This window comes from Leptodesmis sp. (assembly GCF_052746595.1).
In genome coordinates this window covers 33,543-60,075 of the sequence record NZ_JBRAGO010000010.1, presented here as the reverse complement: position 1 = coordinate 60,075, position 26,533 = coordinate 33,543, and the positions used below count along the sequence as shown (strand labels likewise).

General features: G+C 51.3%; 32 protein-coding genes and 2 pseudogenes. 18 read left to right on the top strand and 16 right to left on the bottom strand.

From position 1 onward, the window contains the following. Positions 1-8: 8 nt before the first annotated feature. The 10 genes and pseudogenes from ACUVQO_RS03880 to ACUVQO_RS03835 form a co-directional block, all read right to left on the bottom strand. Positions 9-368 carry a hypothetical protein gene (locus ACUVQO_RS03880; protein WP_445924578.1) on the bottom strand — a complete coding sequence of 120 codons (360 nt, stop codon included), beginning with the start codon at positions 366-368 and terminating at the stop codon, positions 9-11. Next, positions 365-655: a hypothetical protein gene (locus ACUVQO_RS03875; RefSeq protein WP_445924577.1), complete on the bottom strand. Its 291-nt coding sequence runs from the start codon at positions 653-655 to the stop codon at positions 365-367. The genes ACUVQO_RS03880 and ACUVQO_RS03875 overlap by 4 nt, the downstream gene beginning before the upstream one ends. A 27-nt stretch (positions 656-682) precedes the next feature. Next, positions 683-856, bottom strand: a complete 174-nt coding sequence (locus ACUVQO_RS03870; RefSeq protein WP_445924576.1) for a hypothetical protein — start codon at positions 854-856, stop codon at positions 683-685. A 101-nt stretch (positions 857-957) separates the two neighbouring features. Continuing rightward, the gene (locus ACUVQO_RS03865; RefSeq protein ID WP_445924575.1) at positions 958-1,716 is read right to left on the bottom strand and encodes a hypothetical protein; all 759 of its coding nucleotides are present in this window, start codon (positions 1,714-1,716) and stop codon (positions 958-960) included. 35 nt (positions 1,717-1,751) lie between these two features. Beyond that, a complete protein-coding gene (locus ACUVQO_RS03860) occupies positions 1,752-2,069 on the bottom strand; it encodes a hypothetical protein (protein WP_445924574.1) in 318 nt (105 codons plus the stop codon). A 3-nt stretch (positions 2,070-2,072) separates the two neighbouring features. Beyond that, positions 2,073-3,740: a toxin TcdB middle/C-terminal domain-containing protein gene (locus ACUVQO_RS03855; protein WP_445924580.1), complete on the bottom strand. Its 1,668-nt coding sequence runs from the start codon at positions 3,738-3,740 to the stop codon at positions 2,073-2,075. Between the two features lie 219 nt (positions 3,741-3,959). After that, positions 3,960-4,190, bottom strand: a pseudogene (locus ACUVQO_RS03850) (toxin TcdB middle/N-terminal domain-containing protein); the annotation flags it as partial. Positions 4,191-4,202: 12 nt separating this feature from the next. Beyond that, positions 4,203-4,724 (bottom strand): FG-GAP repeat domain-containing protein, encoded by a 522-nt coding sequence (locus tag ACUVQO_RS03845; RefSeq protein ID WP_445924573.1) that lies wholly within the window; start codon positions 4,722-4,724, stop codon positions 4,203-4,205. Continuing rightward, positions 4,678-5,295, bottom strand: a complete 618-nt coding sequence (locus tag ACUVQO_RS03840; RefSeq protein WP_445924572.1) for an FG-GAP repeat domain-containing protein — start codon at positions 5,293-5,295, stop codon at positions 4,678-4,680. The genes ACUVQO_RS03845 and ACUVQO_RS03840 overlap by 47 nt, the downstream gene beginning before the upstream one ends. Continuing rightward, on the bottom strand, positions 5,283-6,251 hold the full coding sequence (locus tag ACUVQO_RS03835; protein ID WP_445924571.1) for a SpvB/TcaC N-terminal domain-containing protein: 969 nt from the start codon (positions 6,249-6,251) through the stop codon (positions 5,283-5,285). The genes ACUVQO_RS03840 and ACUVQO_RS03835 overlap by 13 nt, the downstream gene beginning before the upstream one ends. Positions 6,252-6,544: 293 nt before the next feature. Between ACUVQO_RS03835 and ACUVQO_RS03830 the strand changes: the two genes are divergently transcribed. Further along, a complete protein-coding gene (locus tag ACUVQO_RS03830; RefSeq protein ID WP_445924570.1) occupies positions 6,545-6,985 on the top strand; it encodes a hypothetical protein in 441 nt (146 codons plus the stop codon). A 213-nt stretch (positions 6,986-7,198) separates the two neighbouring features. Here ACUVQO_RS03830 and ACUVQO_RS03825 read toward each other — a convergent pair whose 3' ends face one another. Next, positions 7,199-7,468: a helix-turn-helix domain-containing protein gene (locus ACUVQO_RS03825; protein WP_445924569.1), complete on the bottom strand. Its 270-nt coding sequence runs from the start codon at positions 7,466-7,468 to the stop codon at positions 7,199-7,201. Positions 7,469-7,517: 49 nt separating this feature from the next. Then, on the bottom strand, positions 7,518-7,778 hold the full coding sequence (locus ACUVQO_RS03820; protein ID WP_445924568.1) for a glutathione S-transferase family protein: 261 nt from the start codon (positions 7,776-7,778) through the stop codon (positions 7,518-7,520). Between the two features lie 285 nt (positions 7,779-8,063). Here ACUVQO_RS03820 and ACUVQO_RS03815 point away from each other — a divergent pair, with 285 nt between their 5' ends. After that, positions 8,064-9,773 (top strand): S8 family serine peptidase, encoded by a 1,710-nt coding sequence (locus tag ACUVQO_RS03815; RefSeq protein WP_445924567.1) that lies wholly within the window; start codon positions 8,064-8,066, stop codon positions 9,771-9,773. A gap of 104 nt (positions 9,774-9,877) precedes the next feature. Here ACUVQO_RS03815 and ACUVQO_RS03810 read toward each other — a convergent pair whose 3' ends face one another. Then, positions 9,878-10,198, bottom strand: coding sequence for a hypothetical protein (locus ACUVQO_RS03810; protein ID WP_445924566.1), 321 nt, complete (start codon positions 10,196-10,198; stop codon positions 9,878-9,880). Positions 10,199-10,550: 352 nt separating this feature from the next. Here ACUVQO_RS03810 and ACUVQO_RS03805 point away from each other — a divergent pair, with 352 nt between their 5' ends. From ACUVQO_RS03805 to ACUVQO_RS03790, 4 genes are all read left to right on the top strand, one after another. Further along, the gene (locus tag ACUVQO_RS03805) at positions 10,551-11,255 is read left to right on the top strand and encodes a hypothetical protein (protein ID WP_445924565.1); all 705 of its coding nucleotides are present in this window, start codon (positions 10,551-10,553) and stop codon (positions 11,253-11,255) included. 176 nt (positions 11,256-11,431) lie between these two features. After that, positions 11,432-13,912, top strand: coding sequence for a heavy metal translocating P-type ATPase (locus tag ACUVQO_RS03800; RefSeq protein WP_445924564.1), 2,481 nt, complete (start codon positions 11,432-11,434; stop codon positions 13,910-13,912). A gap of 281 nt (positions 13,913-14,193) precedes the next feature. Then, positions 14,194-14,619, top strand: coding sequence for an FHA domain-containing protein (locus tag ACUVQO_RS03795; protein ID WP_445924563.1), 426 nt, complete (start codon positions 14,194-14,196; stop codon positions 14,617-14,619). Between the two features lie 4 nt (positions 14,620-14,623). Beyond that, complete coding sequence (locus ACUVQO_RS03790) at positions 14,624-15,097, top strand: FHA domain-containing protein (protein WP_445924562.1); 474 nt, start codon at positions 14,624-14,626, stop codon at positions 15,095-15,097. Positions 15,098-15,185: 88 nt separating this feature from the next. Here ACUVQO_RS03790 and ACUVQO_RS03785 read toward each other — a convergent pair whose 3' ends face one another. Continuing rightward, entirely contained in the window at positions 15,186-15,533 is a 348-nt protein-coding gene (locus ACUVQO_RS03785; RefSeq protein WP_445924561.1) for a hypothetical protein, read from the bottom strand. Between the two features lie 144 nt (positions 15,534-15,677). On the opposite strand from ACUVQO_RS03785, the gene tmk reads away from it, so the two are divergent. From tmk to ACUVQO_RS03730, 11 genes and pseudogenes are all read left to right on the top strand, one after another. Continuing rightward, positions 15,678-16,361: a dTMP kinase gene (gene tmk, locus ACUVQO_RS03780; RefSeq protein WP_445924560.1), complete on the top strand. Its 684-nt coding sequence runs from the start codon at positions 15,678-15,680 to the stop codon at positions 16,359-16,361. 138 nt (positions 16,362-16,499) lie between these two features. Next, positions 16,500-17,468: a DNA polymerase III subunit delta' gene (gene holB, locus ACUVQO_RS03775; RefSeq protein ID WP_445924559.1), complete on the top strand. Its 969-nt coding sequence runs from the start codon at positions 16,500-16,502 to the stop codon at positions 17,466-17,468. A gap of 141 nt (positions 17,469-17,609) precedes the next feature. Next, positions 17,610-18,146, top strand: a complete 537-nt coding sequence (locus ACUVQO_RS03770; RefSeq protein WP_445924558.1) for a hypothetical protein — start codon at positions 17,610-17,612, stop codon at positions 18,144-18,146. Continuing rightward, on the top strand, positions 18,134-18,931 hold the full coding sequence (locus ACUVQO_RS03765; protein WP_445924557.1) for a DUF3153 domain-containing protein: 798 nt from the start codon (positions 18,134-18,136) through the stop codon (positions 18,929-18,931). The genes ACUVQO_RS03770 and ACUVQO_RS03765 overlap by 13 nt, the downstream gene beginning before the upstream one ends. Positions 18,932-18,974: 43 nt before the next feature. Continuing rightward, positions 18,975-20,006 (top strand): AI-2E family transporter, encoded by a 1,032-nt coding sequence (locus tag ACUVQO_RS03760; protein WP_445924556.1) that lies wholly within the window; start codon positions 18,975-18,977, stop codon positions 20,004-20,006. Positions 20,007-20,175: 169 nt separating this feature from the next. Continuing rightward, positions 20,176-20,544: a LapA family protein gene (locus ACUVQO_RS03755; RefSeq protein ID WP_445924555.1), complete on the top strand. Its 369-nt coding sequence runs from the start codon at positions 20,176-20,178 to the stop codon at positions 20,542-20,544. Between the two features lie 153 nt (positions 20,545-20,697). After that, a complete protein-coding gene (locus ACUVQO_RS03750; RefSeq protein WP_445924554.1) occupies positions 20,698-21,540 on the top strand; it encodes a segregation/condensation protein A in 843 nt (280 codons plus the stop codon). A 422-nt stretch (positions 21,541-21,962) separates the two neighbouring features. Further along, a complete protein-coding gene (locus ACUVQO_RS03745; RefSeq protein WP_445924553.1) occupies positions 21,963-23,237 on the top strand; it encodes a sugar phosphate nucleotidyltransferase in 1,275 nt (424 codons plus the stop codon). Continuing rightward, entirely contained in the window at positions 23,237-23,479 is a 243-nt protein-coding gene (locus ACUVQO_RS03740) for a hypothetical protein (RefSeq protein ID WP_445924552.1), read from the top strand. The genes ACUVQO_RS03745 and ACUVQO_RS03740 overlap by 1 nt, the downstream gene beginning before the upstream one ends. Before the next feature lie 12 nt (positions 23,480-23,491). Further along, positions 23,492-23,743 (top strand): annotated as a pseudogene (locus ACUVQO_RS03735) (LD-carboxypeptidase); the annotation flags it as partial. Between the two features lie 69 nt (positions 23,744-23,812). Beyond that, a complete protein-coding gene (locus tag ACUVQO_RS03730; RefSeq protein WP_445924579.1) occupies positions 23,813-24,325 on the top strand; it encodes a S66 peptidase family protein in 513 nt (170 codons plus the stop codon). 88 nt (positions 24,326-24,413) lie between these two features. On the opposite strand, the gene ACUVQO_RS03725 is transcribed toward ACUVQO_RS03730, so the two are convergent. Both ACUVQO_RS03725 and ACUVQO_RS03720 read right to left on the bottom strand, forming a co-directional pair. Continuing rightward, positions 24,414-25,022, bottom strand: coding sequence for a hypothetical protein (locus tag ACUVQO_RS03725; protein ID WP_445924551.1), 609 nt, complete (start codon positions 25,020-25,022; stop codon positions 24,414-24,416). Between the two features lie 195 nt (positions 25,023-25,217). Beyond that, positions 25,218-25,823: a thylakoid membrane photosystem I accumulation factor gene (locus ACUVQO_RS03720; RefSeq protein WP_445924550.1), complete on the bottom strand. Its 606-nt coding sequence runs from the start codon at positions 25,821-25,823 to the stop codon at positions 25,218-25,220. Between the two features lie 185 nt (positions 25,824-26,008). Between ACUVQO_RS03720 and ACUVQO_RS03715 the strand changes: the two genes are divergently transcribed. Beyond that, positions 26,009-26,470, top strand: coding sequence for a Fur family transcriptional regulator (locus ACUVQO_RS03715; protein ID WP_445924549.1), 462 nt, complete (start codon positions 26,009-26,011; stop codon positions 26,468-26,470). Positions 26,471-26,533: the final 63 nt, after the last annotated feature.

The following is a 26,533-nucleotide window of genomic DNA, read 5'->3' as shown; positions in this document are numbered from 1 at the left end:
TGCTTATCTCAATAATCAGTTATGAATCTTCTCTCTAGAAGGTGACACGCACCCTCTTGGGTAGGAGGGACAATTACAATAACCTTCCCGCCAAAAGCAGCTAGCATAGGAAATTTTTCTATCTTAGTTAGGTTTTTGATTAGTACGCTAACACGGCTAGTAAAGGTGGCTTGTTCTCCGCTAGTTCTATGCTCATTACCTGGAGGTGCCTCACTACCAACAACGATTATGTTCAGCTCTTCCTGCTCACCAACTTTTTCATCCCGTGCCCCAGTTTTATCAATTAGGAGAATGGGATTATTTCGTATATAAGAATATTCTGTGGCTCCTTTTTTCTCTTGAATAGGATCGCAACTTATCCATCTCAATAACCACGGTGCATAATACCGTGCTCCATGATAATAAGATAATAAAGCCCACTTTCCTCATCCTGTTCTTTCCCCGTAAACCGATACCGCTTCCACTTAAAACTGCCAAAACTGGTTTCCCCATAGGGCGTATATTCCTCTCGATTAATCCATCCCCCATGGCCATCGATCACCACAGTGCTACTGCCCAAATGATCCCCTAGGTGATACTGCACCGCTGGCGTCGTATCCCGTTGATCCAACGGTTCCCCCACCCGCACCAGGGCAATCCGCTGCTGATCATCCATCACATGCAGCGTGGTGTTCTGCTTCGTTTACCCCGCTGTCACTAAGCGGTGAACCTCAAACACCCCATCGATATATACCGTCACTTCCACCTGGTGCTCGCCCTTCCGCACCAGTTTCTTCACCCGCTGCCCCTCGGCATCGTAGAGATACTGGGCCACCACCGAAGGGGTTGTCCCCGCCTGCTCCCGAAACGCCCGCATCTGGTCGCTATGATTCCACTCAACCTGGCGCGATCGGCGCTCCTGGGTGACATTGCCATTGGCATCAAAGAAATGGGTACGCGTGCCTGTCGGATGGTAGGTCAGCGCCCCCCCCGCGGCTCATAGCGATCGGTCCGCAACCGCACCAGCCGAAACGTTTCCGGGTCATAGGCATAGCGGGTCATCACCCCATTGCTGTAGGTAATCAACACCCGCTGACCCTTGGCGTTGTAGGCAATCCGCTCCACATACACCTGGTTGTTTAAGGAGACTTTGTCCAGTGCCCCCGCCCGGTTATATTCCGGCACCAGCACCTGGCGTACCTGGTTCACATCCTGCGGGTACCGCATCCGCTTCACCCGGTTCAGGGCATCGTAGGTGGCAGAGGTGCGATAGTCCGTGGGATCCAACAAGCTCTCTGGCGCAAGCTGCCAGTCCACCCGAAAAACCTGGGGTTGTCCGTCTGGTGTGACCCGTTCAAGGGCTTGCACAATCGCTGCATCACCAATCACCTGCCGTACCTTCTCCAACCCATTGCCCTTAAAGTCGTAGGCTTCTAAGGTGAGCTGTCTGGCTTCGTCATCGTGCCTATGCAGCCGCCCCAACCCATTCTGTTGTCGATGGCGTTCCCGCTCGTCTGCCGGTTGGGCTAGATTGCCGCGATCGCCATATTCCAGCCGCTCTCGCAGCGTCACCGTTTCACCAGCCTTATCCCTGGCCCACATCCGACTGGGGCGATTCAGGCGATCGTAGGCTTGCAGAATCAGCGCCCCCTTGCTGTCCCGCCGTTCCACCTCATTACCCACCGCATCAAACACCACCCGCCGCACCCCGGCATCAATGCTGTCAATCCGCAGCACCTGGGAACCTTGCTGGTCTTGACCTTTTTTAGGCGTCAGGTCATAGACATAGCGGAAGGCCCCCGCCCCAGGGCATCGGTCACTGTCAGCAGATTGCCGCGAATGTCATAGGTGGAGCGGGTGTGATACCAGTCCGTGTCCGGATTGGGGCCGTTGCGTTCCACCGTTTCCACCGTGCGCCCCAGGGCATCCACCACCGCACTCGACGGTGTATTCCAGTGCTGCTGATAGGCGGCTGACAGGCTGGCATGGGTGCGTCTGCTATTGTCATTGGCATCGTAGGTGTAGGCTTCCCATGGGGTAGGCCGGAACCGTTGCGGCTGGCTGAGGTCTTCGGGAATGCCATAAATCACCCGTTACTCCGAGCGATCAGGATTCACGGTGCGAATCACCTGCCCCCGGGGGTCATAGAACATCGTTACTTTCTGCCCCATCTCCTGTTCTACCGGCAGGGCATAGCCCCATCCCACCGGGAAGAACGGCTCGTATTTCTGCACCACCCGTCCCTTGTTGTCGTAGACCTGCCAGCCACTCACTACCACATTGGGGTTTACTGGATCCACATTGGCGACACTCACCATATCCCCACCCGCTCCCTCGTTTTGATTGGCAGGCAAGACGGTTTCGCCACCGCCAAACACCGCATCGCCAAACCGCACCGCTTCTCCCTGGGTGCGGGTTTGCACCAGCCGCCCAAAGCCATCGGAGTATTCCCGCGACTCAATGGTTTCATCCCGCTTTGGCAGCGGCACATCCGTTTCCGTATCGTGGTGCGTGTGGCGAATGGAGCGGACGAAAATCGGCTGACGCTGGTCGGGTGGACTGTGGTCAAAAGCGAAGAAGTCATAGTCCAGCCGGGTGCTGGAACGTTGGCGATCGCCTTCAACTTTTTGGGGGTTCCCTTTCACCCAGGTCTCCGTCAGCAGTCCCAGCGGTGAAAATTTGAATTCACTTTGATTGCCGTTGGGGTCGGTAACCTGCCTTGGCTGCAACACCCGATAGTCATAGGCGGCGGTGGTCCTCAGTCCAGCGGGGTCTGTAACTGCGGTGGGTAAGAGATCATAGGCATCGTAGGCAATCGTTGTATCCCGATTTGCCTCCAGCCCCAGCGGGTCGCGCATCACCAGGATCAACCCTCGGGCTAAGCCGTCCCCCGATTGGAAGTCGTAACGCCGCCGCTCTGTGGCCACAAAGTAACCCTGCTTATAGGGCGAATCCCCTACGGCAAACCCATAGCCGATCGGCGTGATTGTCAGCCCCGGTCGGGTGGGGTCGGAAGTTGTCTGCACTGGCAGTAGCTCGCGGAAGGCAAGCGGATACTCATCCAGTATGCCATTTGGGACAAAGTAGGGTGGAATATCCGTTCCGTAGGCTTCCTGAAGGATCGATTGATCCAGAATTAGCGTCTCGCTACGCACCAGCGCCCCATACTGACCGAGCTGCCCCGTAGGTAGTCCGGTAAACGCCTCCCCGTCGTAGAAGCTCAACCCCTGGCCAATCAACTGCCGCTGGCGATCGTCTGAGGCAGCCTGGCGCAGATCGGCGATCGTCATGGCCGTGGCTGGCTTCAGCTCATAGCTGGATACCGTCGCCACCCGATCCACGATGTAGACGGCTCGATCATCCCGCTGGGCAAAGCTGGTTTCCGCTACCGTTGCCAGATACTCCTTGCTCGTCCCCTGCCAGCCTCTAGGACAGGCAATCTGAAGCTGGCAGCGCGGCTGACCATAGGCATCGTAGTCCTCCGTAAAGCTGAACTGGGTCATCGGCTCATCGCCCCGCTCCCACTGGCTTGTCCGCTGCGCCAGGGTATAGGGGAAGAAAATGCGTAGTCGTCCTGTCTCCTCTGGGCTGGGGGGAACCTCCTCCCGCACCCCAGACAGCGATTCCGTCACCGTATAGGGTCGAGCCTGTTCTGGCTTGCCATCCAGGGCATACAGTTCCGTGCGCAAGATCCGTCCCCGCAGGGTTCGCAACGCATCCCACTTGGCTCGCCGAGGCAGGGTCTTGAGGAAGACTTGCATCTCAGTCGGGCGTTCTAATTGTGAGCCATCCCCAGCCCAATACTCATTGCGGTAGTCGGTTTCCTCCCATTCGCCAAATTCCTCTCCCACCGGCCCCTGGTGGAACCAGGTTTTGGTCAGCGTCGGCGGTGAAAAATGGGTTCTATCGACCTTGACAAAGCCATTCTCTGAACCATGCAATCCCGCCTGGTCGTAAGCCTTAAAGATTTCCGTATCCAACTGCTCCACCCGACCAAAGCCCCGGAACTCTCGCTCGGCTCCATCCCAGTAGCCGTGGTAGTAGCGATACTCCGTCGTCAGCTTGCCCTTCGAGATCTAGTCAATCACCTCCACCCTGGCTACCACCAGCACCGGAAACGGCAATAGCGTTTTCCAGGGCTGCCGCTGTTGCTCATCTCCCAGATAGAACTTGGTTGAGGGCTGGTACTCCACCTTCGTCACCGCCCCCATGTGGTTGTCCATCTAGTGCAGCAGATAGGGCTTCACACCCCCCGTAAAGTCCAGAAAATAGAGGTGATGGCGGGACAGCCCGTTGGCATCGGCACTCCACAGCACCCCGCTGATGCCCGTACCTAGCAGATCCACCAGCCGCACCGCATCCATATCCGTCGCTGACGGGGTGCCCTTAATGACGATCGGGTCGCTCCAACCATTGCCGCTCTGGTTAATCCACAGAATTACCTGGTTGTCATCCACATACACCAGGTCGGCTAACCCGTCCCCATCCACATCACCGATCAGAATCCGGCGCGGGTCATAGCCATAGCGGAAGCGGGGACTGTTGCGCATGGAAATCCGCTTGCCCCAGTGGCCATAGCCCCGGTTGGGCCAGTACTCAATATTGCCGTCATAGACCAGCACAATATCCTGCAAGCCATCCCCGCTCATGTCTCCCCACTTCACTCGCGGGTCTGAGAAATTGATGTTGGGGAAGTCCTCAATGTCTTGCCGCTCCACCCAGCGGGTTTCCTTCCAGCCTTCCAACGGATCGTTGAAGAAACACTCCAACCGACTGCCTGATCGGATCCGTCACCCCATCCCCGGTCAGATCGACCAGTCGCACTTCCGGGTCTTCCAGATTGAAACTGGGAGCCACCGCATAGGGTTGGAACGACTTCCGATTCCACAGGCCGCCAAACTTCAGGGGAAAGTAGCCTGACAATCCCGGCTGTATCACCAGCAAGTCAATTCGACCATCCCCATTGGCATCAATCAGCTGCACCTCTGGATCCACCAGTTGCAGCCCGGCCGGGGCTTCCTTCATTTCTCTAGGCAGATCAAAGCGCCCATTGCCCAGATTGCGCCAGTAGCGCACCGTACCGTTCATTTCCAGAATGTCCGGCAGGCCATTGCCAAACAGATCGGCCAGTTCCAGTTCAGGGTTAGCCAGCGAGCGAGCCGGTAAGTCGCACCCTTCGACAGGGAAGAAATCTCGGCCTTGTGGTTCAAACCGGCTGTAATCAAATTCCAGCGGCGGCAGGTCTTCGGTGGTGTTGCCATCATGGCCAAAGACCTGAACCTGACTCAGTAGCGACACCCCATTCAGTGGCAGCAAGCTTTCCAGATTTGCCAGATCAGGGCGCTGTCCAGGTAGATAAACTGATAGGTGCGGGTTAGCTGTTCCTGGGCCGTATGAGTACGAATTTCAATGTGCTGACAGCGCCTGCGGGTGCGAATCTCAAATCCCGATCGATATTCCGAGAAAGGATCAGGGCGTTCTGGGCGGTCAGTCTCCAGTTCGTCTTCGTACTTAAAGGTGACGGAAACCAGAAATTCAGGTTTGTTCCTATCACCATAGTCGGCATAGCGAATCTGCTTCAGATAGAGCTGATCCCAATGATGGGGACCATGTGTGCCAGTGTCTCGCTCATAGTCGTAGACAATCAAATTCCCAAACGGGTCGCGGGTCTGGGTCAACGACCAGGAGAAAATATGGCTGCGATCGCCCGGGTTGGCGACAACCGCCGGATCAACCCAGGTGGTATCGGCATTGGCGGGAAGTGCCGCTGTGCCGTAATAGCTGACCAACCCATCCTTACTGCGCACTTCCCAGTAGTCCTGTACCGGGCCATTTGGCAGGTAGACAATGTGATGGTGTTGCATGCGAGCAAATAAACCTTCGGTGCGAGGGCGATAGGTAATAGATCGGTGGCGATCGGTATCCGTCTCGGAATACTCTTCCTTTATAGGCACCAAATCCTCAGCCCCCGACAGCATGAACACATCTTGATCGTCGTCATAGCGGGGAATCCCTTTCGAGGTCTTGCGACTGACGCCGGGAACGCTCAAGCCCCAGCCTAATCCGAAGTCGCCATTGCCATTGCCGGTGCTGTAAACCAGATTTAGTTCCGGTTGAAAGCCGTTGCAGCTAGGCGGCAGGGCGATCGGCACGGTGAAGTTGCCAGTGCCCGTGAACAGATCAGGCGAGAAGGTTTCGCCGATGCCTTTTAGGGCTCCGCCGCCCTTGGGGAGCGAAATCACTTGACTGGAGGTGCCGGACTTGTTGCTCATAGAGCCTCCAGCAGATGTTTATCTTGATCAATAATCAGACTGCTAGGAATAACATTGCCACCATTGAGTCGCCCTACCGTATCAGGCAGAAAACAATAGTCATAGTCTTTGTCTGACGCTGAAGCTTGTCCGTTACCTGGGCATCGCAACGATGCAAGCATGTTCCTGCCCTCCGCTTGCCACAAACCTGAACCTGTCCTCGTAGCGCAAAGACAGTTTCCAGGCAGATGTGTTATTTCTACTCAAACTCTAGATCAAGCGGATGTCCTTGGTTCCAGAACATACATCTAAATTTGCTTTCGGCGACAAAAACGCAAAGATCCCCGAAGTTAGATTGCATTCTGGTTGCAGAGCGATCGCCCCTGTCTCCAACGCCAGGATCTTTCTGTTCACTCAATACCCGCTTTGCAACCCCATCCATGCACTGCTTTCTCAGTCTCCCCTCAGCCAGTTGGACTTTGCCTCGTCATCTGGCGTTCAATCTCCGATGCGGGATGTTGAATGCAGAAATTCGGTTTGGCATTGAACGGACTCCAGATGCAGATTTTCACGAGGAATTGAATCAATGTTTGAATACTACATTGCGTCTCTGGTTCAGCGATCGCATTCTAGAGGTTGACGAAGAAATGATTTTAATCTGGCGCAAGATGGTCGAGCAGGGACGCAAACAGGGGTATACCTTCAACCAGTCGGATCTTTTCATTGCAGCAACTGCCGTTCTGCATGACCTGTAAGTAGTCACTCGCAATGTTATGGACTTTGAGAAATCAGAGGTAATGGTCTTCAACCCCTTTACTGATTTTCAACAACGATCAGAACAAGAATAAAGCTGGGGACACCTTAAAGAACTCGGCTAACTTCTGAGCGTAGTTTTCGCTAATCTCGCGTTTGCCATTGATGACTTCAGAAGCAATGCCACTGGAACCGAAAACTCCCAGCAAATCTGCTTATTTCAGTCCACCGGACTCCATCAGGTGCAGGAGGCCACTGTGGGGAGTTGACAGATTTTGTAGGGGATATTGCTCAGACTCAAATTTTTCAATCAAGATGACAAACAGATCGAGTACCCGGTCTTCTTCAGGGGTTGGCTCCTGCTTGTGCATGAGCAATTCGACAATCGTTAATGCTCTCTGGTACTCGTCTTCAGTCTTGATGGGTTGTGGCAAAACTTCTACCAGGAGGTTGGCATAGGTTTGACGATCAAAAGTAAGGGTCATTTTTCCAGGTATCCTTATCGCATTCGGCGTGGGTCAGGAAGTAGACAAATTACTTCTCTTTCAGAAGATTCTGACTCCAGGTTTGAATGGCTTTTAGGGCGATCGCCGCTTCTTCGTCACTGACTTTGGGAAGCCGTGTAGTCATATAATCTTCGTCAATCCCAACCTGATCACCCGCTGTGAAGTCGTCGCGAAACTGGTCTCCATCTAAGTTCACCAAAATTGGGTCAAAGGGAATTTGTTTTTCCAGCAATGCGACCCAGACTCGACGAGCATTGACAGAGACTGGATTGTAGTAAAACTTCAACATGAAAACTCCAACTTGATGACTACGCTGACTTGATCATATTTCTCTCAAACAACTTCAAAGATCAACTTCTTGAATCTCTCAAACTATCCTGACCCTTCACGCTAAGCAAGTACCGACCTTGTCGAGAGTTAAAGAGTGGCCAATTAAACCTCGTCCAAGCCCAGAACCGTAGTTTCTCTGATCGGAAAACGACCGTTCTCTCGCTGGACTTGGTTTAGAAGATCAAGTTGTTGAACACCCAGTTCTGCCGCTAGGCTATTTCTTATTCTTAAACTTATTTAGTTGATGGGTAGTGGGGCTGTGAAAGGTCAAGTAAGGCTGACAGGGATTCAGCGTCTAGGTCGGGGATTGGCAGTGCTGACTTTAGCCACGATCGCCTGTTGTGCCAGCGATCGCCTGCTACTGCCAGGATTAGCTAAGGTCGCCGTTAAACCGTTGCGCTCTAGTTCCGTTGGAGAAATGGGGATTGATGCTCTACGGCTGCAGAAGGCTCCCTATAGTCTAACGGGACGTAAGATCGCGATCGGTCAGGTAGAAATTGGTCGTCCTGGCCTATTCGGGATTGATAAGGCTGTCTCTAAAAATCAGGTCATGAGTCCAGCGCAGGTATTTTACCAGGACACTCTGGCCCGCATGAATACGGCAGACAGCCATGCTCAGAATGTAGCCAGTATCATCCTCAGTTCAGCTAAATTAATGCGGGGGGTGGCTCCCGATGCCCGTCTGTACTCCTCAGCGGCAGGTACCCCTAAGCGGTATGGTCAGCCAGAAGAATGTCTCTCGGCCCAACATATTGCCTTACAGAATGGTGGTGATGTGCGAGCGATTAACTTCAGTTTTGGGGAAGCACTGCGTCATGATCCTCGGCCCAAAGCTCAATTAGATGGCAATGCCTTGTTAACTCAGTGTGTCGATTGGTCGAGCCGCGTGCATAACGTGCTGTATGTCGTGGCTGGAAATCAGGGCCGTGGTGGCATTTCCATTCCAACTGATAATTACAATGGCATCAATGTAGCTTTTACCACACGGATTCAAGATGTCTTTGCCAGGGTAGATTTTGCCAACTTGGGGGATTCGGCCTTTGGAGCCGTAGAAGGTCAGGAGAGCAATGTTGGCCCCCGTCGCTCTATTGGCCTTGTTGCTCCCGGAAATGAAGTGTCCCTGGTTAATCCCAACGGTAGCGTGACAACTTCCTCTGGTACCAGTTTTGCGGCCCCTCACGTCACTGGAACGGTAGCCCTGTTGCAGGAATATGGCGATCGCCAATTGCGCCAGAGTTGTAAATCTGGTTCCGGTTGCTCTTTACCCTGGACTCTGGATGCTCGTCGCGCAGAAGTTATGAAAGCTGTTTTGTTGAACTCAACCGACAAGCTGAAGGATCAGGGGGACGGCTTAACCCTGGGCATGAGCCGCACGATTTTGGATAAAAACAATCGCACCTGGACAGAAGCTGATACCTCCCAAAATCCCAAAATTCCCCTCCATATTCAAATGGGAACAGGACAACTCAACGCCTTCCGGGCCTATCAGCAATTCAGTCCCGGCCAGTGGAATCCAGAACACCCCATTCCTGCGATCGGCTGGGACTACAGAACCATAGCTGCCCCAGATACTCCATCTCCCTCACTCCTGACTCCTGCCTACCGCGATTATGTGTTTGACAAACCGTTACAGCAGGGCAGCTATGTCTCCATTACCCTGGCGTGGAATCGATTGGTAGAACTGATCGACAAAAATCGTACCGATCGCTATGAATTGGGTGATGAATTTCGCGATCGCGGTCTGAATACTCTTTATCTGTATCTCATGCGGGCTGAGGACAATGACCCAAAGCGAAGTATTTGGTCGTCCATCAGTGATGTGGATAGTGTGCAACACATCTTTCACAAAGTTCCAGCAACCGGACGGTACAAAATTCGGGTGCAGTTTATGAAGCGAGTAAACGAACCTGTTCAGCCTTATGCGATCGCCTGGTGGAGTGTTCCTGCCCGTTGATTTGAGGATGATTCGGAGAGTAAGAGGGTGGGAGAGTGGGTGGAGGGGGAACAGGTCGGGAATACCACAGGACAACCGACACAGAACAACTGACCAACGCCCTTCTATTTCATTGGAATAAACGGTAGATAGGTCTTGATGAATTTACGTACTTTCAGCAGGGTTACTATGGATCTGACTTTCGAGGATAGAGGCGCAGGGGGATGATAGGGAGCCTGTTGCTCGGCTTGCAGTGCGGCATACTCTGCCGGATTCATCGGTCTGCCATCCACGGGCGATCGGGCATCTAGAATAATCTCTGTCCGCAACACTTCTTCAGGAGTGTCTTGGGCAGGTGGTAAGGCCCACGTTGGGTTACTGCTGACCAAAACGAGAGGGGATAGCAAACTGGCGAGCGTGCCCCGTTTGATAGCTTGTAACTTCATTGGCTCTATCCTCTGCAGTTATTTTGTTGGCAACCCTTCAGGCGTACTGTAAACCTGAATTATCAATCCTTCTAACTTTTTCTAAATCAGAAATTTCTTCTAGGATAGCATTTAAATCATAAAAGTTTTTCTACAAAAAACTTTTGCAACTCTCTTTTCCTTCCTGCTTCTACCCTTGCTCAGGCAGAATTTACAACAACCTGATGTGTGGATTTGGTTAAAGATAAATTGCGGAGATGTAGCAGTTGACGTTTATTTCAACTTAAGTGGATACACTATCGGAGTAGAGGTTTCCGATAAAGATTAAAAATTTAAATATTGAAGCAAATTCGCTTCAGATTAATCGAGAACAATGGGAATCTTCATTATTTATGCTGTTTCCTGGAGGCTAAAAGGGATGGAAAGCCGAGGATTAGAAGGCGTGAATGCTCTGATTCAGCGGGGCTATACCGTCAAAATCGGAGAGTATATCAGCCAAGGATGGAAACTTTTTAAGAAGAATGCTGGAGGCTATATTGTCTTCACCATTGTTCTGATTCTCATAAATATAGTAGTAACTAAAATTAATGAATCGGCTTCCCCGTTGGGAACGGTGATCAGACTGGTTGTCACCGGACCTCTGACAGCGGGCTGGTATATTGTCGCCTTCAAGCAACTGAGAAATCGCCTTCCCGAATTTGCTGATTTCTTCAAAGGATTTAATAATTTTCTGCCTTTCTTCCTGGTTAGCCTGATTACAGGAATTCTGATTGTTCTCGGTATGTTGCTTTTAATTCTGCCGGGAATTTACTTAGCTGTTGCCTATATGTTTGCAATGGCCTTTGCAGTCGCTCAACGAATGGACTTCTGGACAGCCATGGAAGCCAGCCGTAAACTCATCACTAAAAATTGGTTTTCCTTCTTTGGATTTGCCCTGGTGCTGTTCTTGATTAATTTGGGAGGGGCTTTACTCCTGGGAGTGGGACTACTGGTAACTATTCCCCTATCGGCTTGTGCCGTTGCTGCCGCCTATGCAGATGTTGTTGGGTTGGGGCCGGAGTTATCGGCAGGTGAATAGTGGATGGTGAAGGGACGGGTGAGATGACGGGATGTTCTGATTCCGGATCCCCAATCCCTGATCCCTAAACCCCAATCCCCCTCATCCCTTTCTAAAGAAACCTGGCTGTAAAGTCTGCAATCCTGTAGGATTTCTTCTACGCTCAAAGAGGAAGTCCTTATTTTTTCAGGTGTGACGTGACGCAATCGGTTTCAAGTCCCTCAGAGATGGCCCCTGAGGTAGTGATTCCAGCCTCGGCCCAAACGATCGCCATCGACGTAACCGGAATGAAATGTGCGGGTTGTGTGCGGGCGGTGGAACAGGAACTGACCCAGTGTGAAGGGGTGGTGTCGGCCACAGTGAATCTGGCAACAGAAGTAGCGACAGTGCAATATCAACCGGGCACTGCCAATCCCGTCAAGCTGGCGGAAAAGTTAACAGCAGCCGGATTTCCCTCCCAACCTCGATTACCGCTGGGCGATCGCACCTCAACCGGCCAGATTGATATTCAAGAGCGGCGCCAATTAGAAACCCGCCAGCAACTCTGGCGACTGGCGATCGCCACCCTGCTCCTGTTTCTGTCTGCTCTGGGACACCTGGAACTGCTGGCCGGGATCAAACTTCCTGGCTTGAGCAACATCTGGTTTCACTGCGGTCTGGCCACTGTGGCCTTGCTGGGGCCAGGTCGTGCCATGCTGATTGACGGTTGGCGGGGATTGCGGCGCAATGCTCCCAACATGAACACCCTGGTCAGTCTGGGAACCCTCACCGCCTACACCACCAGTCTGATTGCGTTGCTGTTTCCCCAACTCGGCTGGGAGTGCTTCTTTGATGAACCTGTAATGCTGGTTGGCTTTATCCTGCTGGGTCGCACTCTAGAACAACAGGCTCGTCACCGAGCGGCCGGTGCTTTTCAATCTCTGCTGGCTCTGCAACCCCAAATTGCCCGTCTGATCCCAGCTCAGGAAGCATCTCTTGAAACCCCAACCACCTCCGCAGCGATCGAAATTCCAGCAGAGTCTGTGCGAGTTGGAGAATGGCTACAGGTACTACCGGGCGACAAAATTCCGGTGGATGGGGAAATAGTAGCCGGACAGACGACCGTGGATGAGTCGATGTTAACGGGAGAGTCTATACCCGTCTTTAAGCAACCCGGAGATCTGGTAGCAGCAGGAACCCTGAACCAATCCGGCACGATCGCTCTACGCACCACCCGTACTGGACAGGACACGACCCTGGCTCAGATCATTGCATTAGTGGAGGCGGCCCAAATTCGGAAAGCGCCGATTCAAAGACTGGCAGATGTGGTCGCCGGATACTTTACCTACGGCGTGATGACGATCGCCGCTTTCACCTTTTGTTTCTGGTACTTCTTCGGCACTCATCTCTGGCCAGAGGTATTGGGAACTGGGGATTGGGGCATGGGAAGTAGTCATCTGATGGCCCATCATCTCATCACCCATCATCCCACCACCCCATCCCCCCTTCTCCTCAGCCTGAAACTCGCGATCGCCGTATTGGTAGTCGCCTGCCCCTGTGCCCTTGGCCTCGCCACCCCTACTGCTATCCTCGTTGGTTCCAGCATTGGCGCTGAACGTGGCCTGTTAATCCGGGGAAGTGACATCCTGGAACGAGTCTCCCACCTCAACACCATTCTCTTCGACAAAACTGGCACCCTCACCACAGGCAAACCCACCGTCACCGACTGCCTGGTCATCTCACCCCCCCACTCCTCCACTTCCCCACCTCTCTACTCCTCCTCCACCCTCCTCCAACTCGCCGCCAGTGTCGAAAGCGGTACCCGTCACCCCCTGGCGATCGCCATTCAACAGCAAGCTCAACAGCAGAAACTGCCTGTACTTCCGGCTCAAGATTTTGTCACCACTCCTGGCCTTGGAGTAGGGGCCACGGTATTGCAGGATGCAGCAGTTGATCCAGATCAGATGCCCGTGCGGGTGCTTTTAGGAACGCTGAACTGGCTGGAACAACATCAGGTGCAGGTTGATGAGGAAATCCAACAACAGGCCCAGTCCCTTGCTGAAGCAGGTAAAACAGTGGTTTATGTCGCAGTGGACGATCGCGTAGTTGGGGTAATTGCCGTATTGGATACCCTGCGTCCAGACGCCGAACCGATGGTTGCCGAACTGAAGCGGATGGGCTTACAGGTGATGATGCTGACTGGCGATCGCCAGGAAACAGCAACCGCGATCGCCCAGGCTCTCAATCTACCAGCGGAAGCGATTCTGGCAGAAGTTAGACCAGAAGCCAAGGCTCACCTGATTGCTAATCTGCAACAGCAGGGATATCGGATGGCCATGGTGGGCGATGGGATCAACGATGCCCCAGCCCTGGCTCAGGCGGATGTGGGAGTTGCCCTGCATTCAGGAACGGACGTTGCCACTGAAGCGGCAGGTATTATTCTGATGCGCGATCGCCTGACTGATGTGGTGGAATCGATCCGTCTCAGTCGAACCACCTTCAATAAGATTCGGCAAAATTTGTTTTGGGCCTTTGCCTACAATAGTTTAGGAATCCCCCTAGCTGCCGGTGTCCTGTTACCCACCCTGGGGATCCTCCTCAATCCGGCGGCGGCAGGAGCCATGATGGCCTTCAGTTCAGTCAGCGTTGTCATGAATTCTCTGTTACTTTATTTGACATTTTCTCCTTCTAAGTCCTAATGATTGGGAACCCAATAACTTCTAGTAGACGGGAGCCAGTAAGTCAGGGATCTCTCTGACAAGGTATTCAGGGAGGTGAAAAACTGCCGGAATTACTCGGATGTGCGATCGCGGGGGTGAAATTGTAAAATGCTTCACGGAGCTACCTAGACTCAGATTGCGAGAGTTTGCCAATCCAGTTAATAACTCTTTATTGGAGTATCCTGAAAAGCGGGTCGATTGACTGTTTCTAGAGTTAGCTCTTCCTGAGTTTTGAAAATCACTACGCCACTAGAGAATCCATGCCTGCCGCTGCTTACCAAAGCCATATATTAATTATTGAAGATGACAAGGGGCGTCTTGAGGTTCCCCTCGATGGACCGACGTACTCCATTGGGCGTGATCCAAACTGTGACATTCGGTTATTTTCCCAGTTTGTCTCGCGACGGCACGCAACTCTAGTGCAAATACCCAACGAAGATGGCTCTTTCTCCTATCGCATCGTAGATGGGGTTCCTAGAGGAAAAGCCAGTTCTAATGGGATATTAGTTAACGGCAGGAAACTTAAAGCCCATGATTTGCAGCACGAGGACAAAGTGGTTTTTGGCCCCAATGTTAGTGCAACTTACCTGGCACTCAAGCGGGATGCAGTAATGACGGCTCCTCCCGATGAATTTGATATCACACTAATTGGGCCTAATATGATTGGTGAGCCAGAAGACGGATAATTCAATGCCTTCAGAATCCTATCAACACCATTTGTTAATTATTCAGGACGATAAGGGACGACGAGAGTTTATCCTGGAGAATCCGATTTACTCAATCGGTCGGGATCCAAAAAGCGATATTCGTCTCATCTCTCAATTTGTGTCCCGCCATCACGCCACTCTGAAGCAGTTGTCCCACAAAGATGGTTCGATTTATTACCGTATTGAAGATGGGGATGCCAAAGGAAAACCCAGTGCGAATGGCCTGCTCATTAATGGGCGTAAGTTGCATGCCCACGACTTGAACAATGAGGACGAAATTGTATTTGGCCCCAAAGTGCGGGCAGTCTATTACCGACTAGAACGGGATGCGATCCTAACAATTCCACCCGATGAATTTGACATCACCCTCATCAGTCCCAATATGATCGGGGAGCCTGAAGATGATGACGACCAGCCAGGAAATAATGATGAGCTAGATGATGACGATTTAAGGTAGCCTCATCTGATCCACACTCACCCTCAATCACAAAAGTGGGCTTCTCCCGCTGTATTCTGCCCTCTACCTTCTAGCTTTCTGATTGAATTTAACTAGTAGTCACTTCAATTAATTTCCAGCAGCTTGCATCCTGAACTGCCTGATTCACCTGATTGAATACTTGATAGCAGTGGTTATCTACTTGCAGCGGCAGTTCTTCATTTTTGATCACAAAATTCATTTGTACTTCTTGATTTGTAGCCGTCGTCTTATCAACAAGAACTTCTACCGTTACCAGTTGATGATAAGCAACCTTGCCAGGAATTTCGCGAGCCATCAAATAATCTCCCGTCTGGTAAATGATATTAAAGTTGCAGGATTCTAAAAGTTCGCTCAATAGCTGCTGAAAGTTGTTTACAGAGGCTGCAACTTTGAAAAAGCCAGTGTAACGCGCCATGATTTGTCCTGGATATTGGGATACTAAGACTCTGCCATGATAGCGTCCATTGAGCAGAGTAGGGTTGCTGATTCTAATCGTGACTCTGCTATTTATCAGAAATATTAATCGAAAAATTAATAGTAATTAGAGGAATTTTTGAACATGCGGGGTCGATTGATCGTCTTTGAAGGAGGCGAGGGCGCAGGTAAAACCACTCAACTCCAGCGATCGCACCAATGGTTGATCGATAGTGGCTGGTTAACCCACTTGCAGAGCAAAGGCTGTATCCGTCAGATTGTCTTAACTCGCGAACCGGGAGGAACCGAAACCGGCCAGCGGATTCGCCAAATCTTGCTAGAACAATCCCAACAAGTAGAGATCTGCGATCGCACTGAACTTTTGCTGTATGCCGCCGATCGTGCCCAACACGTAGAAACCTTTTTGCGTCCCCGACTGGCTGCAGGGGATTTGATTCTTTGCGATCGCTTTACAGATTCCACGATCGCCTACCAGGGCTATGGTCGAGGACTGGATCTAGCCTTAATTGAACACCTGAATCAGATTGCCACCAACGGCTTACAAAGCGACCTTACCTTCTGGCTCGATCTGGACGTTGAAACCGGGCTAACCAGGACTCGACAACGAGGCGAGATTGATCGCATCGAACAAACCGATCACACCTTCCACCACCAAGTGCGGCGTGGTTTTACAACTCTGGCAGCGACCTTCCCTGATCGCATCGTTTCCATTAACGCCAACCAGCCCACAGACCTAGTTGCCCAACAGATTCAAGCTATTTTAAAGGAACGGTTCCAGCAGTGGTTTGGGACAAGCTTTGAGCTTTAAACCTTGTCCAAGTCCAGAACTGGCGTTTCTCTGATCGGAAAACGAACGTTCTCTAGCTGAACTTGGTTTAAGTTTTGAGTTCTCAGTTCAGAGCCAACTTAAAACTTAACACTTAACACTTAAAACTCTCTCTTCCCCATGTCCCACCTCTTCCCTCTCATCGGCCAACCCCAGGCCGTCAAGTTACTGACTCAGGCGATCGCAAAACAGCGAATTGCTCCGGCTTACCTGTTTGCTGGCCCAGCAGGGGTCGGTCGCAGTTTAGCGGCAGAGTGTTTTATTGCCGATTTATTCAGTCAGACTGCATCTATGAGTAAGGAATCAGCAATCTTACAGCAGCGGATTCGCGATCGCAACCATCCCGATTTGCTGTGGGTGGAGCCAACTTATTTGCACCAGGGAAAGCGGCTGTCAGCAGCGGAAGCAATCACGGCAGAAATGAAACGAAAAACGGCTCCCTTGATTCGTCTGGAACAGATTCGGGAGATTGCTCAGTTTTTGGGCCGTCCCCCCCTGGAAGCGCCTCGATCGGTGGTCGTGATTGACCAGGCTGAAACGATGGCAGAAGCTCCTGCCAATGCTTTGCTGAAGACGCTGGAAGAACCGGGACAAGCTACCTTGATTTTGATCGCACCGGGTGTCGAGTCCCTACTCCCAACGTTGGTATCCCGCTGTCAGCGCATCCCCTTTTACCGATTGTCCAGGGAAGCAATAGTGCAGGTGCTGCAAAATACCGGATATGGGGAAATTGAGCAGCATCCCCAAATTTTGCAACTGGCGGATGGCAGTCCGGGAAGTGCGATCGCTCACTGGCAGCAATTGCAAGCCTTACCTGCCGATCTACTGCAACAAATGACACAACGGCCCCGTTCTCACCAGGAGGCTCTAGCCCTCGCCCGTCAGATTAACCAACTGATTGAACCCGAAATGCAACTCTGGTTGATTGATTACTTGCAGCACCATTACTGGCAACAGATTCAGCAACTGCCCTGGGAAAATGCTCTGCTTCAACCCTTACAGCTACTCGAAAAAGCCCGTGAGTATCTGCGCTCAAACGTGCAACCTCGACTGGTGTGGGAAGTGACCCTGTTGGGAATGGTGGCCTGAGAATTTTGTAGGATGGGTTAGGCCGTAGCCGTAACACAGCAATGGCTGACGGTGGTGCCTTACGGAAGAGTAACACATCCTACACAAGAACTCGGAGTGACTCCATCCGGCTTCTCAGAATTTGTACAGGGAGGAGGCTGTATGACTGCAAATCCAGACAATCTTGATGCTGCAAAAGCCGATTACCAGGCAGGAAAAACGGCCTTTGAACGGGGAGATTATCGGAAGTCGGTTAATTCTTTAGAAAAAGCTAATGCTTTAATCAATCCCAATTCCTCGTTGGGGGGAGAAGTGCAAAGCTGGCTGGTCATGGCCTATGAAGCCGTGGGACAGCGGGAAGCGGCGATCGCCCTGTGCCGTCAACTGACCAACCATCCCCATCTCAAGACCCGCAAGGAAGGTCGTCGCCTGCTATACATTCTGGAAGCCCCTCAACTCAAAACCCGTCCAGAATGGCTGACCCAAATCCCAGATCTAACCAACTTGGGTGAGGCTAGTGCCAAAAGTCGAATTGGGGCATCATCTAGAGGATCAGCCAGTAGCCGTCCCGCCCCTAAACCCAAAACTGTTCCTGAACCTGTTGATCTCAGTCAGGTCAATACGGAAGATAATCGCTTTATCTGGGTTGCTCTTGTGGGGGCATTGCTGATTGTCGGAGGGTTGATATGGCTGGCTTAAAGGAGGTGGCGATCGTCCGCTGGTTATCTCGTTTATCGCGATGCTGGGTGATGATCTTGCTAGCCCTGGTGCTGTCTGGGTGCGTGGATTCCACCATCGGGATTCGATTTGATCACGCGAACCGGGGCGAGATTGTGCAACACATTCAATTGGGGGAACGGCTCAAAAGTTTTGGAGGTTCAGCCTTGCAGCAATGGGCGCAGGCAGTGGAACAGCAAGCCGCTAATTTAGGCGGCAAAGTGACTTTTACCGCAGGGCAGGATCTGATCGCCAAAATTCCCTTTATCAGCAGTGCCGATTTAGAAAGGAAGTTTAATCAGTTCTTGGGCACGGTGTTAAATCAAGACTCTGAAACTGCGGCGGACAATGAGCTTGCAACGATCACGTCTCATTTGAAGGTGGAGCATAGTAACTGGTTGCTGGCGGAGCGCGATCGCCTGGTGTATGACATTGACTTGCGATCGCTGGGCGTGGCCTCTGCTCACGGAGAAATCCTCGTCAGTCCCGCTAACCTGATTCAACTGGAATTTCAGCTAGAAACGCCCTGGGGTGCCCGTAACTACTATGGCAATGGCATGAACCGTCCCAGAATTCTTAAACAAGGTCATCAACTCATCTGGTCATTAATCCCCGGTAAGCAGAATGTGCTGGAAGCTGTCTTTTGGCTTCCTAGCCCACTGGGGATTGGTACAGTAGGGATTATTCTTCTAGTTGCTCTGGGTATCCTCCTGAAATCTTTCCAGCCCCCTCAGGAACTGGCTACCCCCAATTCCAGACCCGCTTAACATGCACCGTTCTGTTCACCTTCAACGCCTGCTCATTTGGGGTTTGACTGGTCCAATCGTCGCTTTAAACGTTTGGCTACTAACCCAACTCTTTCGCTTTTTTGAGGGACTTATCACTGTCCTGGTGATGGCAGCAATTCTGGCTTTTCTACTCAACTATCCGGTACGTCTGTTTCAGCGGGCCACTCTATCGCGAGTGCAAGCGGTCACGCTGGTGCTGGTGGTTACAGTGGCATTGTTTGTGATTGCCGGAGTGACCCTGGTGCCAATTATTGTAGATCAGACGGCTCAACTCCTAGCCAAAATCCCCGATTGGCTTCAGACGAGTGCCCGCAACTTACAAACACTCGATCTATGGGCAAAGCAGCATAATCTGCCGCTGGATCTCCAGGGTTTCAGTGGCCGGATTAATAATCAAATTGAACGGCAGTTAGAAGTTGTGGCCAAGGAAGCTGTGGGAGTGGCCGTCGGTACGGTAAATGGGTTGATTACCACAATTCTGGTGTTTGTTCTGGCATTCTATATGCTGCTGTATGGCCACCAGTTGTGGAATGGGCTGATCAATCTGCTGCCACCCCGGTATGGCATCCCCTTTCGTGAGTCGCTGTGGCTGAATTTTCATAATTTTTTTATTAGTCAAATCTTGTTGGCCGTGTTTATGGGACTGGCCCTGATTCCTGTTTTTCTCGTCCTGCAAGTCCCGTTTGCCTTACTGTTTGCCCTGTTAATTGGGATTGCTGAACTGATTCCGCTGGTGGGAGCGGCTCTGGGAATTGGAGTTGTCACTATTCTGCTGATGCTCCAAAATTTTTGGATGGGCTTCTGGGTGGTGATCGCGGCCACCATCCTGCAACAAATTCGGGACAACGTTCTTGGCCCCAAAATGCTGGGCGACTTTACGGGCCTGAATCCTATCTGGATCTTCATTGCCCTGCTGATGGGATTACAAATGGCAGGCTTTTTGGGAGTCATTATCGCGGTTCCGATCGCAGGCACCATCAAAGGCACTCTGGAGGCTGTCCGATCGGAACGCCTTGCCCTAGAATTGAAAAAAGCGGAAGAAGAAATTATTTGATAACAATTCCAAAACAAATCCTCGATCTCAGCCATTGATCGTCAGCCTCTGGTACAAATTAATCAGTAAGCGTCCCTGGGAGCCAGGAAAAATTTAATAGGTTAAAATCTGGCTGGCCATATTCATGTAAATTGCTATCTTTGTAGCTCTCCTAACTGATTTGAGGCTTATGCGACAGGTTAATTTTTTTGTCATTTTCGTGATTTGTCTGGCTCTGGTTCTGTTTGGCATTGAGAACACAGAACCTACCGTGATTCACCTGGTCAAGGGAGTCGATCTGCAGGCTCCTCTATCCATTGAATTAATTCTAGCGATGGGATTAGGGGCGGTGCTGGCCTGGGTGTTTAGCGTCTGGACACGATTGCAACGGTTACTGGAAACTGGTCAAGAAATTCGGGTACGGGATGAGCGAATTCAAGCATTAGAGGAAGATGTAGAACGCTACAAGGCAGAGATTGAGCAACAGCGCCTGCTGCCCGCAGCAAAATCTGTTTCCTCCGAAACGCAGACAACAGACGCTGAATTGGTGACTCAGTAACCCTTGTATAGGTTAGGAGGCACTCATGACGGCTGCTGATTGGATTACACCTACAAGTTTATGGAGCCTTTGGGTACCGCTCCTGTTGTTGGGGTTGATTCTTTTAGCCGCTGCCTGGTTTGTCCGGTTCTCCCACCGTTAAGGTCTTTTCTTATGCCGCTTTCTCTTGCTGAGGATGCGATCGCGCTCCTGATCAACATGGCAGAACAGGGAGAGATTGATCCCTGGGATGTAAAGGTAATTGAAGTCATCGATCGATTTCTCAGTGAAATGACTCCCGTAGCGGATGGACGAGAGCCTTACGAAAAAAGCTTGTCTTCCTCCGGGCAAGCATTTTTGTATGCGTCTATGCTGGTGTTGCTGAAAGCAGATAGTCTGGTACAGGCTGAAACAACACAAGCAAACTCTGAATTGCTGGATCAGGTGGAATTAGAAGGGGAAGACAATGGCCCGATGCCGCTTCCTCCTTACCTGGAACGGCAATTACGGCGACGGGCGGTGGCTCCTGCCCCCAAACGCCGACGAGTGACTTTAACGGATTTGATTGAGCAACTGCGAGCGATCGCGCAAGCCCTGGAGGATCCCACTCCTCGTAAGCGCCTCCGTCGTCCGCCCCCCCAATCTTGCTCGCAAGCGGTACGGGCGATCGCTCAACTGGCCCACCAGGAAAATTTATCGGAAGTCGCAACGGCCCTGGAGCAATTCTTTGCTGCTCATTGGGAAGCGATCGCTCCCACCACTCAAAACTGGCTGGATTTTGAACTACTACTGCAACTGTGGACGAACTCCCAGGGCAAGACTGCCATCTATTCAGGCCAATTATCCGCTGATCCAGAAGTTCATCCCTCAACGCACGATCGGGTTGGCATTTTTTGGGCCTTACTGCTGCTCTCAGCCCAATCTAAGGTGGAACTGGCGCAGGACGAATTTTATCAAGATTTACGAGTTCGTCCCCTTACGGTAGCCGATGTCCAAACAACTGACGGATCTGCCTAGAAGACAGCAACCTATCCCAAAAAGCCAGTGTCTCGAGATGCAGATGTTAAAATGAGCCTCTATGATATAGAAACCGGATTTCTTCAGTATTGTAAAGATCAAACTTTGTTCCTCTTGAGTGGAGGAACCAGATTTCTCCGGATTGAGCAAGCAAGCCCTGGTACTTTCAAGATAGACATCCAGCTTCTAAAATCGTGTTAATTCTGATTTGTGTATTCCCTTAAATTAAAGTTGCTGTAGCTAAAAGTAGCTCCTCTGAATGAAGAATTTTTGTGCTTCCAAGAAACCTTTCATAATCGTGATGGCAGCTACCTCCATGTTTGCCACTCCTGTGTAGCATGAATAAAGCTTGGAGACAGATCGGCGAGAAGCGGATCCTGGCAGTTAAAATTTAATGGCTGAGGATTGAGAGAAAACTATTTATGAAAGCCATGATTCTGGCCGCGGGCAAAGGAACGCGGGTACGCCCCATCACCTATGAAATTCCCAAGCCCATGATTCCGATCTTGCAAAAACCTGTCATGGAGTTTTTGCTGGAGTTGCTACGGCAACACGGTTTCGATCAGATAATGGTCAATGTCAGCCACCTCGCCCACGAAATTGAAAACTATTTTCGAGACGGGCAACGCTTTGGGGTGCAGATTGCCTATTCCTTTGAAGGGTATATTGACCAGAATGGTGAACTTCAAGGGAAAGCACTAGGATCGGCAGGCGGAATGCGTCGAATCGAGGACTTTTCCCACTTTTTTGACGACACCTTTGTTGTTCTCTGCGGGGATGCCCTGATTGACCTAGATCTTACGGCAGCGGTGAAATGGCACAAGGAAAAAGGGTCGATCGCCACCGTAATTATGAAAACCGTACCCAAGGAAGAAGTATCTAGTTACGGAGTTGTAGTCACGGATGAGACAGGTCGAATTAAAGCCTTTCAGGAGAAACCCTCAGTTGAAGAGGCTCTCAGCAACTGCATCAACACCGGGATTTATATCTTTGAACCAGAAGTGTTGAACTATATCCCCTCGGGTGTGGAATACGACATCGGCAGCCAACTATTCCCCAAGCTGGTGGAAATCGGTGCTCCGTTCTACGGTATCGCGATGGATTTTGAGTGGGTCGATATCGGTAAGGTTCCCGATTATTGGCATGCGATTCGAGCTGTCTTAAAGGGAGAGATCAAAAATGTGCAGATTCCAGGCCAGCAGGTGGCTCCAGGCATTTACACCGGATTGAATGTGGCCGTGAATTGGGACAAGGTTAATATTCAGGGCCCAGTCTACATTGGTGGCATGACCCATATTGAAGATGGAGCGACAATCATTGGGCCAACGATGATTGGCCCCAACTGCTGGATTTGTAGCGGTGCGATGGTTGATAACAGCGTCATCTTTGATTACTCCCGACTGGGGCCAGGAGTGAGGCTGGTGGATAAGCTGGTCTTTGGTCGCTATTGCGTGGACAAGACCGGAGCCACGATCGATGTGCAAGCCGCTTCCCTGGATTGGCTGATTACCGATCGCCGCCAGGAATTTACGGAACCCCCAATCGAAGGTCAGGCGATCGCCGAGTTATTGAGAAATGACCCAGCGCCTGACAAAAAACCTGAACCCAAATTTGATCTCGCTTTGAATAGCTATCCAAGTGAGGAAACCAATCCTGATCAGCAAAACGACCTGGACGAGACGGATAAAGCATCCTGATGGACCAGCCTGATCCCTTGCCTGTCTTCCGTCGTCAGTTTCTCCAGCTTGCGACTGGAGGACTGGCGATGTCGCTATCGACAGGAATCATCCACAAAGCGGTAGCTTCTCCGACCTCCTCCCATGCCGCTCTCAAGCCGCCTGTTTTGCGCCCTGGAGATACCGTTGGCATGGTGGCGCCGGCCAGCAATGTGTATGAGCCAGAAGACCTGCAGATTGCCAGGGAAACGATGGAGCAGTAAGGCTTCAAGGTCGTCTTGGGACGCAATATCATGGCTCAGAATGGCTACCTGGCAGGTAGTGATGCAGAGCGGGCGGCAGACCTCAACGAAATGTTTCGTCGTCCCGATATCCGGGGTATCGTAACCTTTTCCGGTGGCTATGGCTGTAGTCGCATTCTGCCCCTGCTGGACTATGACCTGATCCGCCGCTCGCCCAAGGTCGTCGTTGGGCACAGCGACATCACTGCCCTCCTGATTGGCCTCAATCGTAAAACTGGCTTAGTGACGTTTCATGGATCTTCTGGCCTCACCGGAGTGGGAGATTATGCCAAAGAGCATTTTCGCCGCGTCATTATGACCGCCTCTGCGATCGGTGAAATTACCAAACCCCCTCCCACTCCCGAAGGTACTGTCGAGCGCAACAATCGCCTGATTACCCTGGTACCAGGACGAGCCACTGGACCACTGGTCGGCGGCAACTTGACATTGGTGACTAATCTGATCGGCACGCCTTACGAACCGGATACCCGTGGCAGGATTTTATTTTTGGAAGAAATTGATGAGGAACCTTACCGCATCGATCGCATGCTCACCCAACTCTGGCTGGCCGGAAAGCTGCAGGATGCGGCTGGCATTGCTTTAGGCCATTTTATTGATTGCTACCCCAAAGAATTTCGGGCTTCCTTCCCCCAAACCATCAGTCTGGAAAATGTGCTACGCGATCGCTTTATCCCCCTGGGAAAACCCACCCTGTACAACCTGATGTTTGGTCACATTCGAGAGAATGCCGTTTTACCGATCGGAGCCACCGCCACTCTAGATGCCACCCCCAAAACCTTGGCCATCAACGAAAGCGCGGTTGAGTAGTTTGGACAGGGGTTTGTGGTGATTGCCATTCCCCAGAGTAGGTATGACGTTGAGCAGATCCCAGCGATCGTTGGCTTTGCCCCGCGTTTCATACCAATGGTTGCCGCCCCGGATTCACCGCATGGACATACTCGCTCCCAGATTCAGGAAAGCCCCGTCGGTAAGTGGCCTCTTCTGGCTTTCCCCAACCCATTTGCAGAATGATTTCCAGCGTCTCGGATGCTCCCTGCTGGCTTAAGGTCAACCACTCGGTACGGTGCAGGATCCGCTCCACATCGGCTGGGGCGATCGATCGATGGGATTTCCCCGCATTCAAGCTCAAGTAAAGATCCAGTCCAGTTGTCACCTCGCACCAGAAGTCATACAGGATGCCTTTGAAGGATTTCATTAACTGCAAATCTTTGGGAAGGGCCGCCAACTGCTCATCTACTTTAGGAAAGCGAATTGGACGGCCCTTAATCGTCAGATTTTGCCAGACAATGCCAGAAACCTGATGGTCTTTTTGGTACTGGTGTACGGCAGCCCGGAAGTCATTGTAAGCCATAAACTTTTGCAGTCCATCGGGCTGCAGGAATTTATCTAACAACGGACTGCCTGAAGGACTGACAGCCAAGTTCAGGCGCTGCCCGTTCATACAAGCTCGGCGCTCGTCTGCCAGAATTCTGATCAGGTCGTCTGTGGTGTAAACGGGTGACATTCAGCCATCCCCCAGCAGAGGTAAATGGTAGAAGGATTGACCAAGTTGTGCCTCAAACGGCTGTTGAGCTTGCTTCGAGTATTGACCAGTTGCCTCTGTTTTGTCACGGGTCTTTACCCCTTTTTCACTGGTTGTTACTAAAGTTTGCTTTTCAGCAATATAGAAGCATTCCAGCTAGGCAGGAAGTAGCCTGGACTACTGCTTCACTAGCTCCATATTGATTTCATTCAAGGGACGGCGTTTGAGTTCAACCGATTCGGAGCGGGGCAGCAGATCAAATACCTCCCGGAATTTGTCATCCACCTGTTCAAAGCTCAACACGCCAGTCTCATTAAGGACAATCTTGCCCGTTTCATCAAACAAAATGGTTTGCGGAACTAATCCTTTGTAATAGTAACCGGGTTCTGTAGGAGCATACTTGCTTTTAGGAGGAATGGAATCCGCCCGGATAGGGATGATGTCAGCAGCCCGAACATAAAATGCCTGAAGTTGAGAAAGAACGATCGAATACTGTTTACAATCCCGGCTGTCATCCACATAAAATACCAGCAAAACTGGACGTTTCCGCTGAAAACCCTGTTCTAAAGTCACTTTGGGGGGAATGAGAGAACCATTCCCTGCATACAATGCAAAAATTTCTCCATCGTAATGATCGTCTTGTAGACTGGCTAGAGCAGGCTGCACCTGAGCCACTGTAACTGTCGCCAGCACCAGCAATAGACTGATCGTTACCATGCAGATTGTGCGCCAAATAGAGGGGGAAATTAAGCAAAAGCGCGATCGCAACCAGGAAAAGGGCATAGGAATCATTACCAATCGTGTTGTGTCTTTTCCTATTGTGAAGTAAGGTCGCACTGGAATGAAGGGGCAAGGAAATGAGGAGATGGGTGGGTGCATGACCTAAACTAAACTTGTAGCGACTTTGTTTTAGCCTGTGCTACAACTGTATCCAGAGGTAGAGTATGCCGTGATACCTCTATGTAGCCATGAATGATATTGCCACCTTAAAACCAATTCGATCGCTAGATGATGCTTTAGAGCGCTGCCAGAATCTTGGGATGCGGCTCAGCCGTCAACGTCGCTTCATTTTAGAATTGCTGTGGGACGCACAGGAACATTTATCTGCACGAGAAATTTATGACCGTCTGAATCAGCAGGGTAAGGAGATTGGTCACACTTCGGTTTACCAGAATCTAGAAGCTTTATCCAGCCAGGGAATTATTGAGTGCATTGAGCGATCGGACGGTCGCCTATACGGCAATATCAGTGACTCTCACAGCCACGTCAATTGCCTGGATACGAACCAAATTCTGGATGTGCATGTAAAGCTGCCAGACTCAATTCTGCAACAGATTGAAGAGCATACTGGTGTTCGCATTGTCGATTATCACATTGATTTCTATGGGTATCGGAATCCTCCTGCTGAAGAAGGTTCGTTTGAGCATTAGGGATCAGGGATCGGGAATCAGTTTTGGGGAATGTGTTAGGTAGCCGCAACGCATCCATTTTCT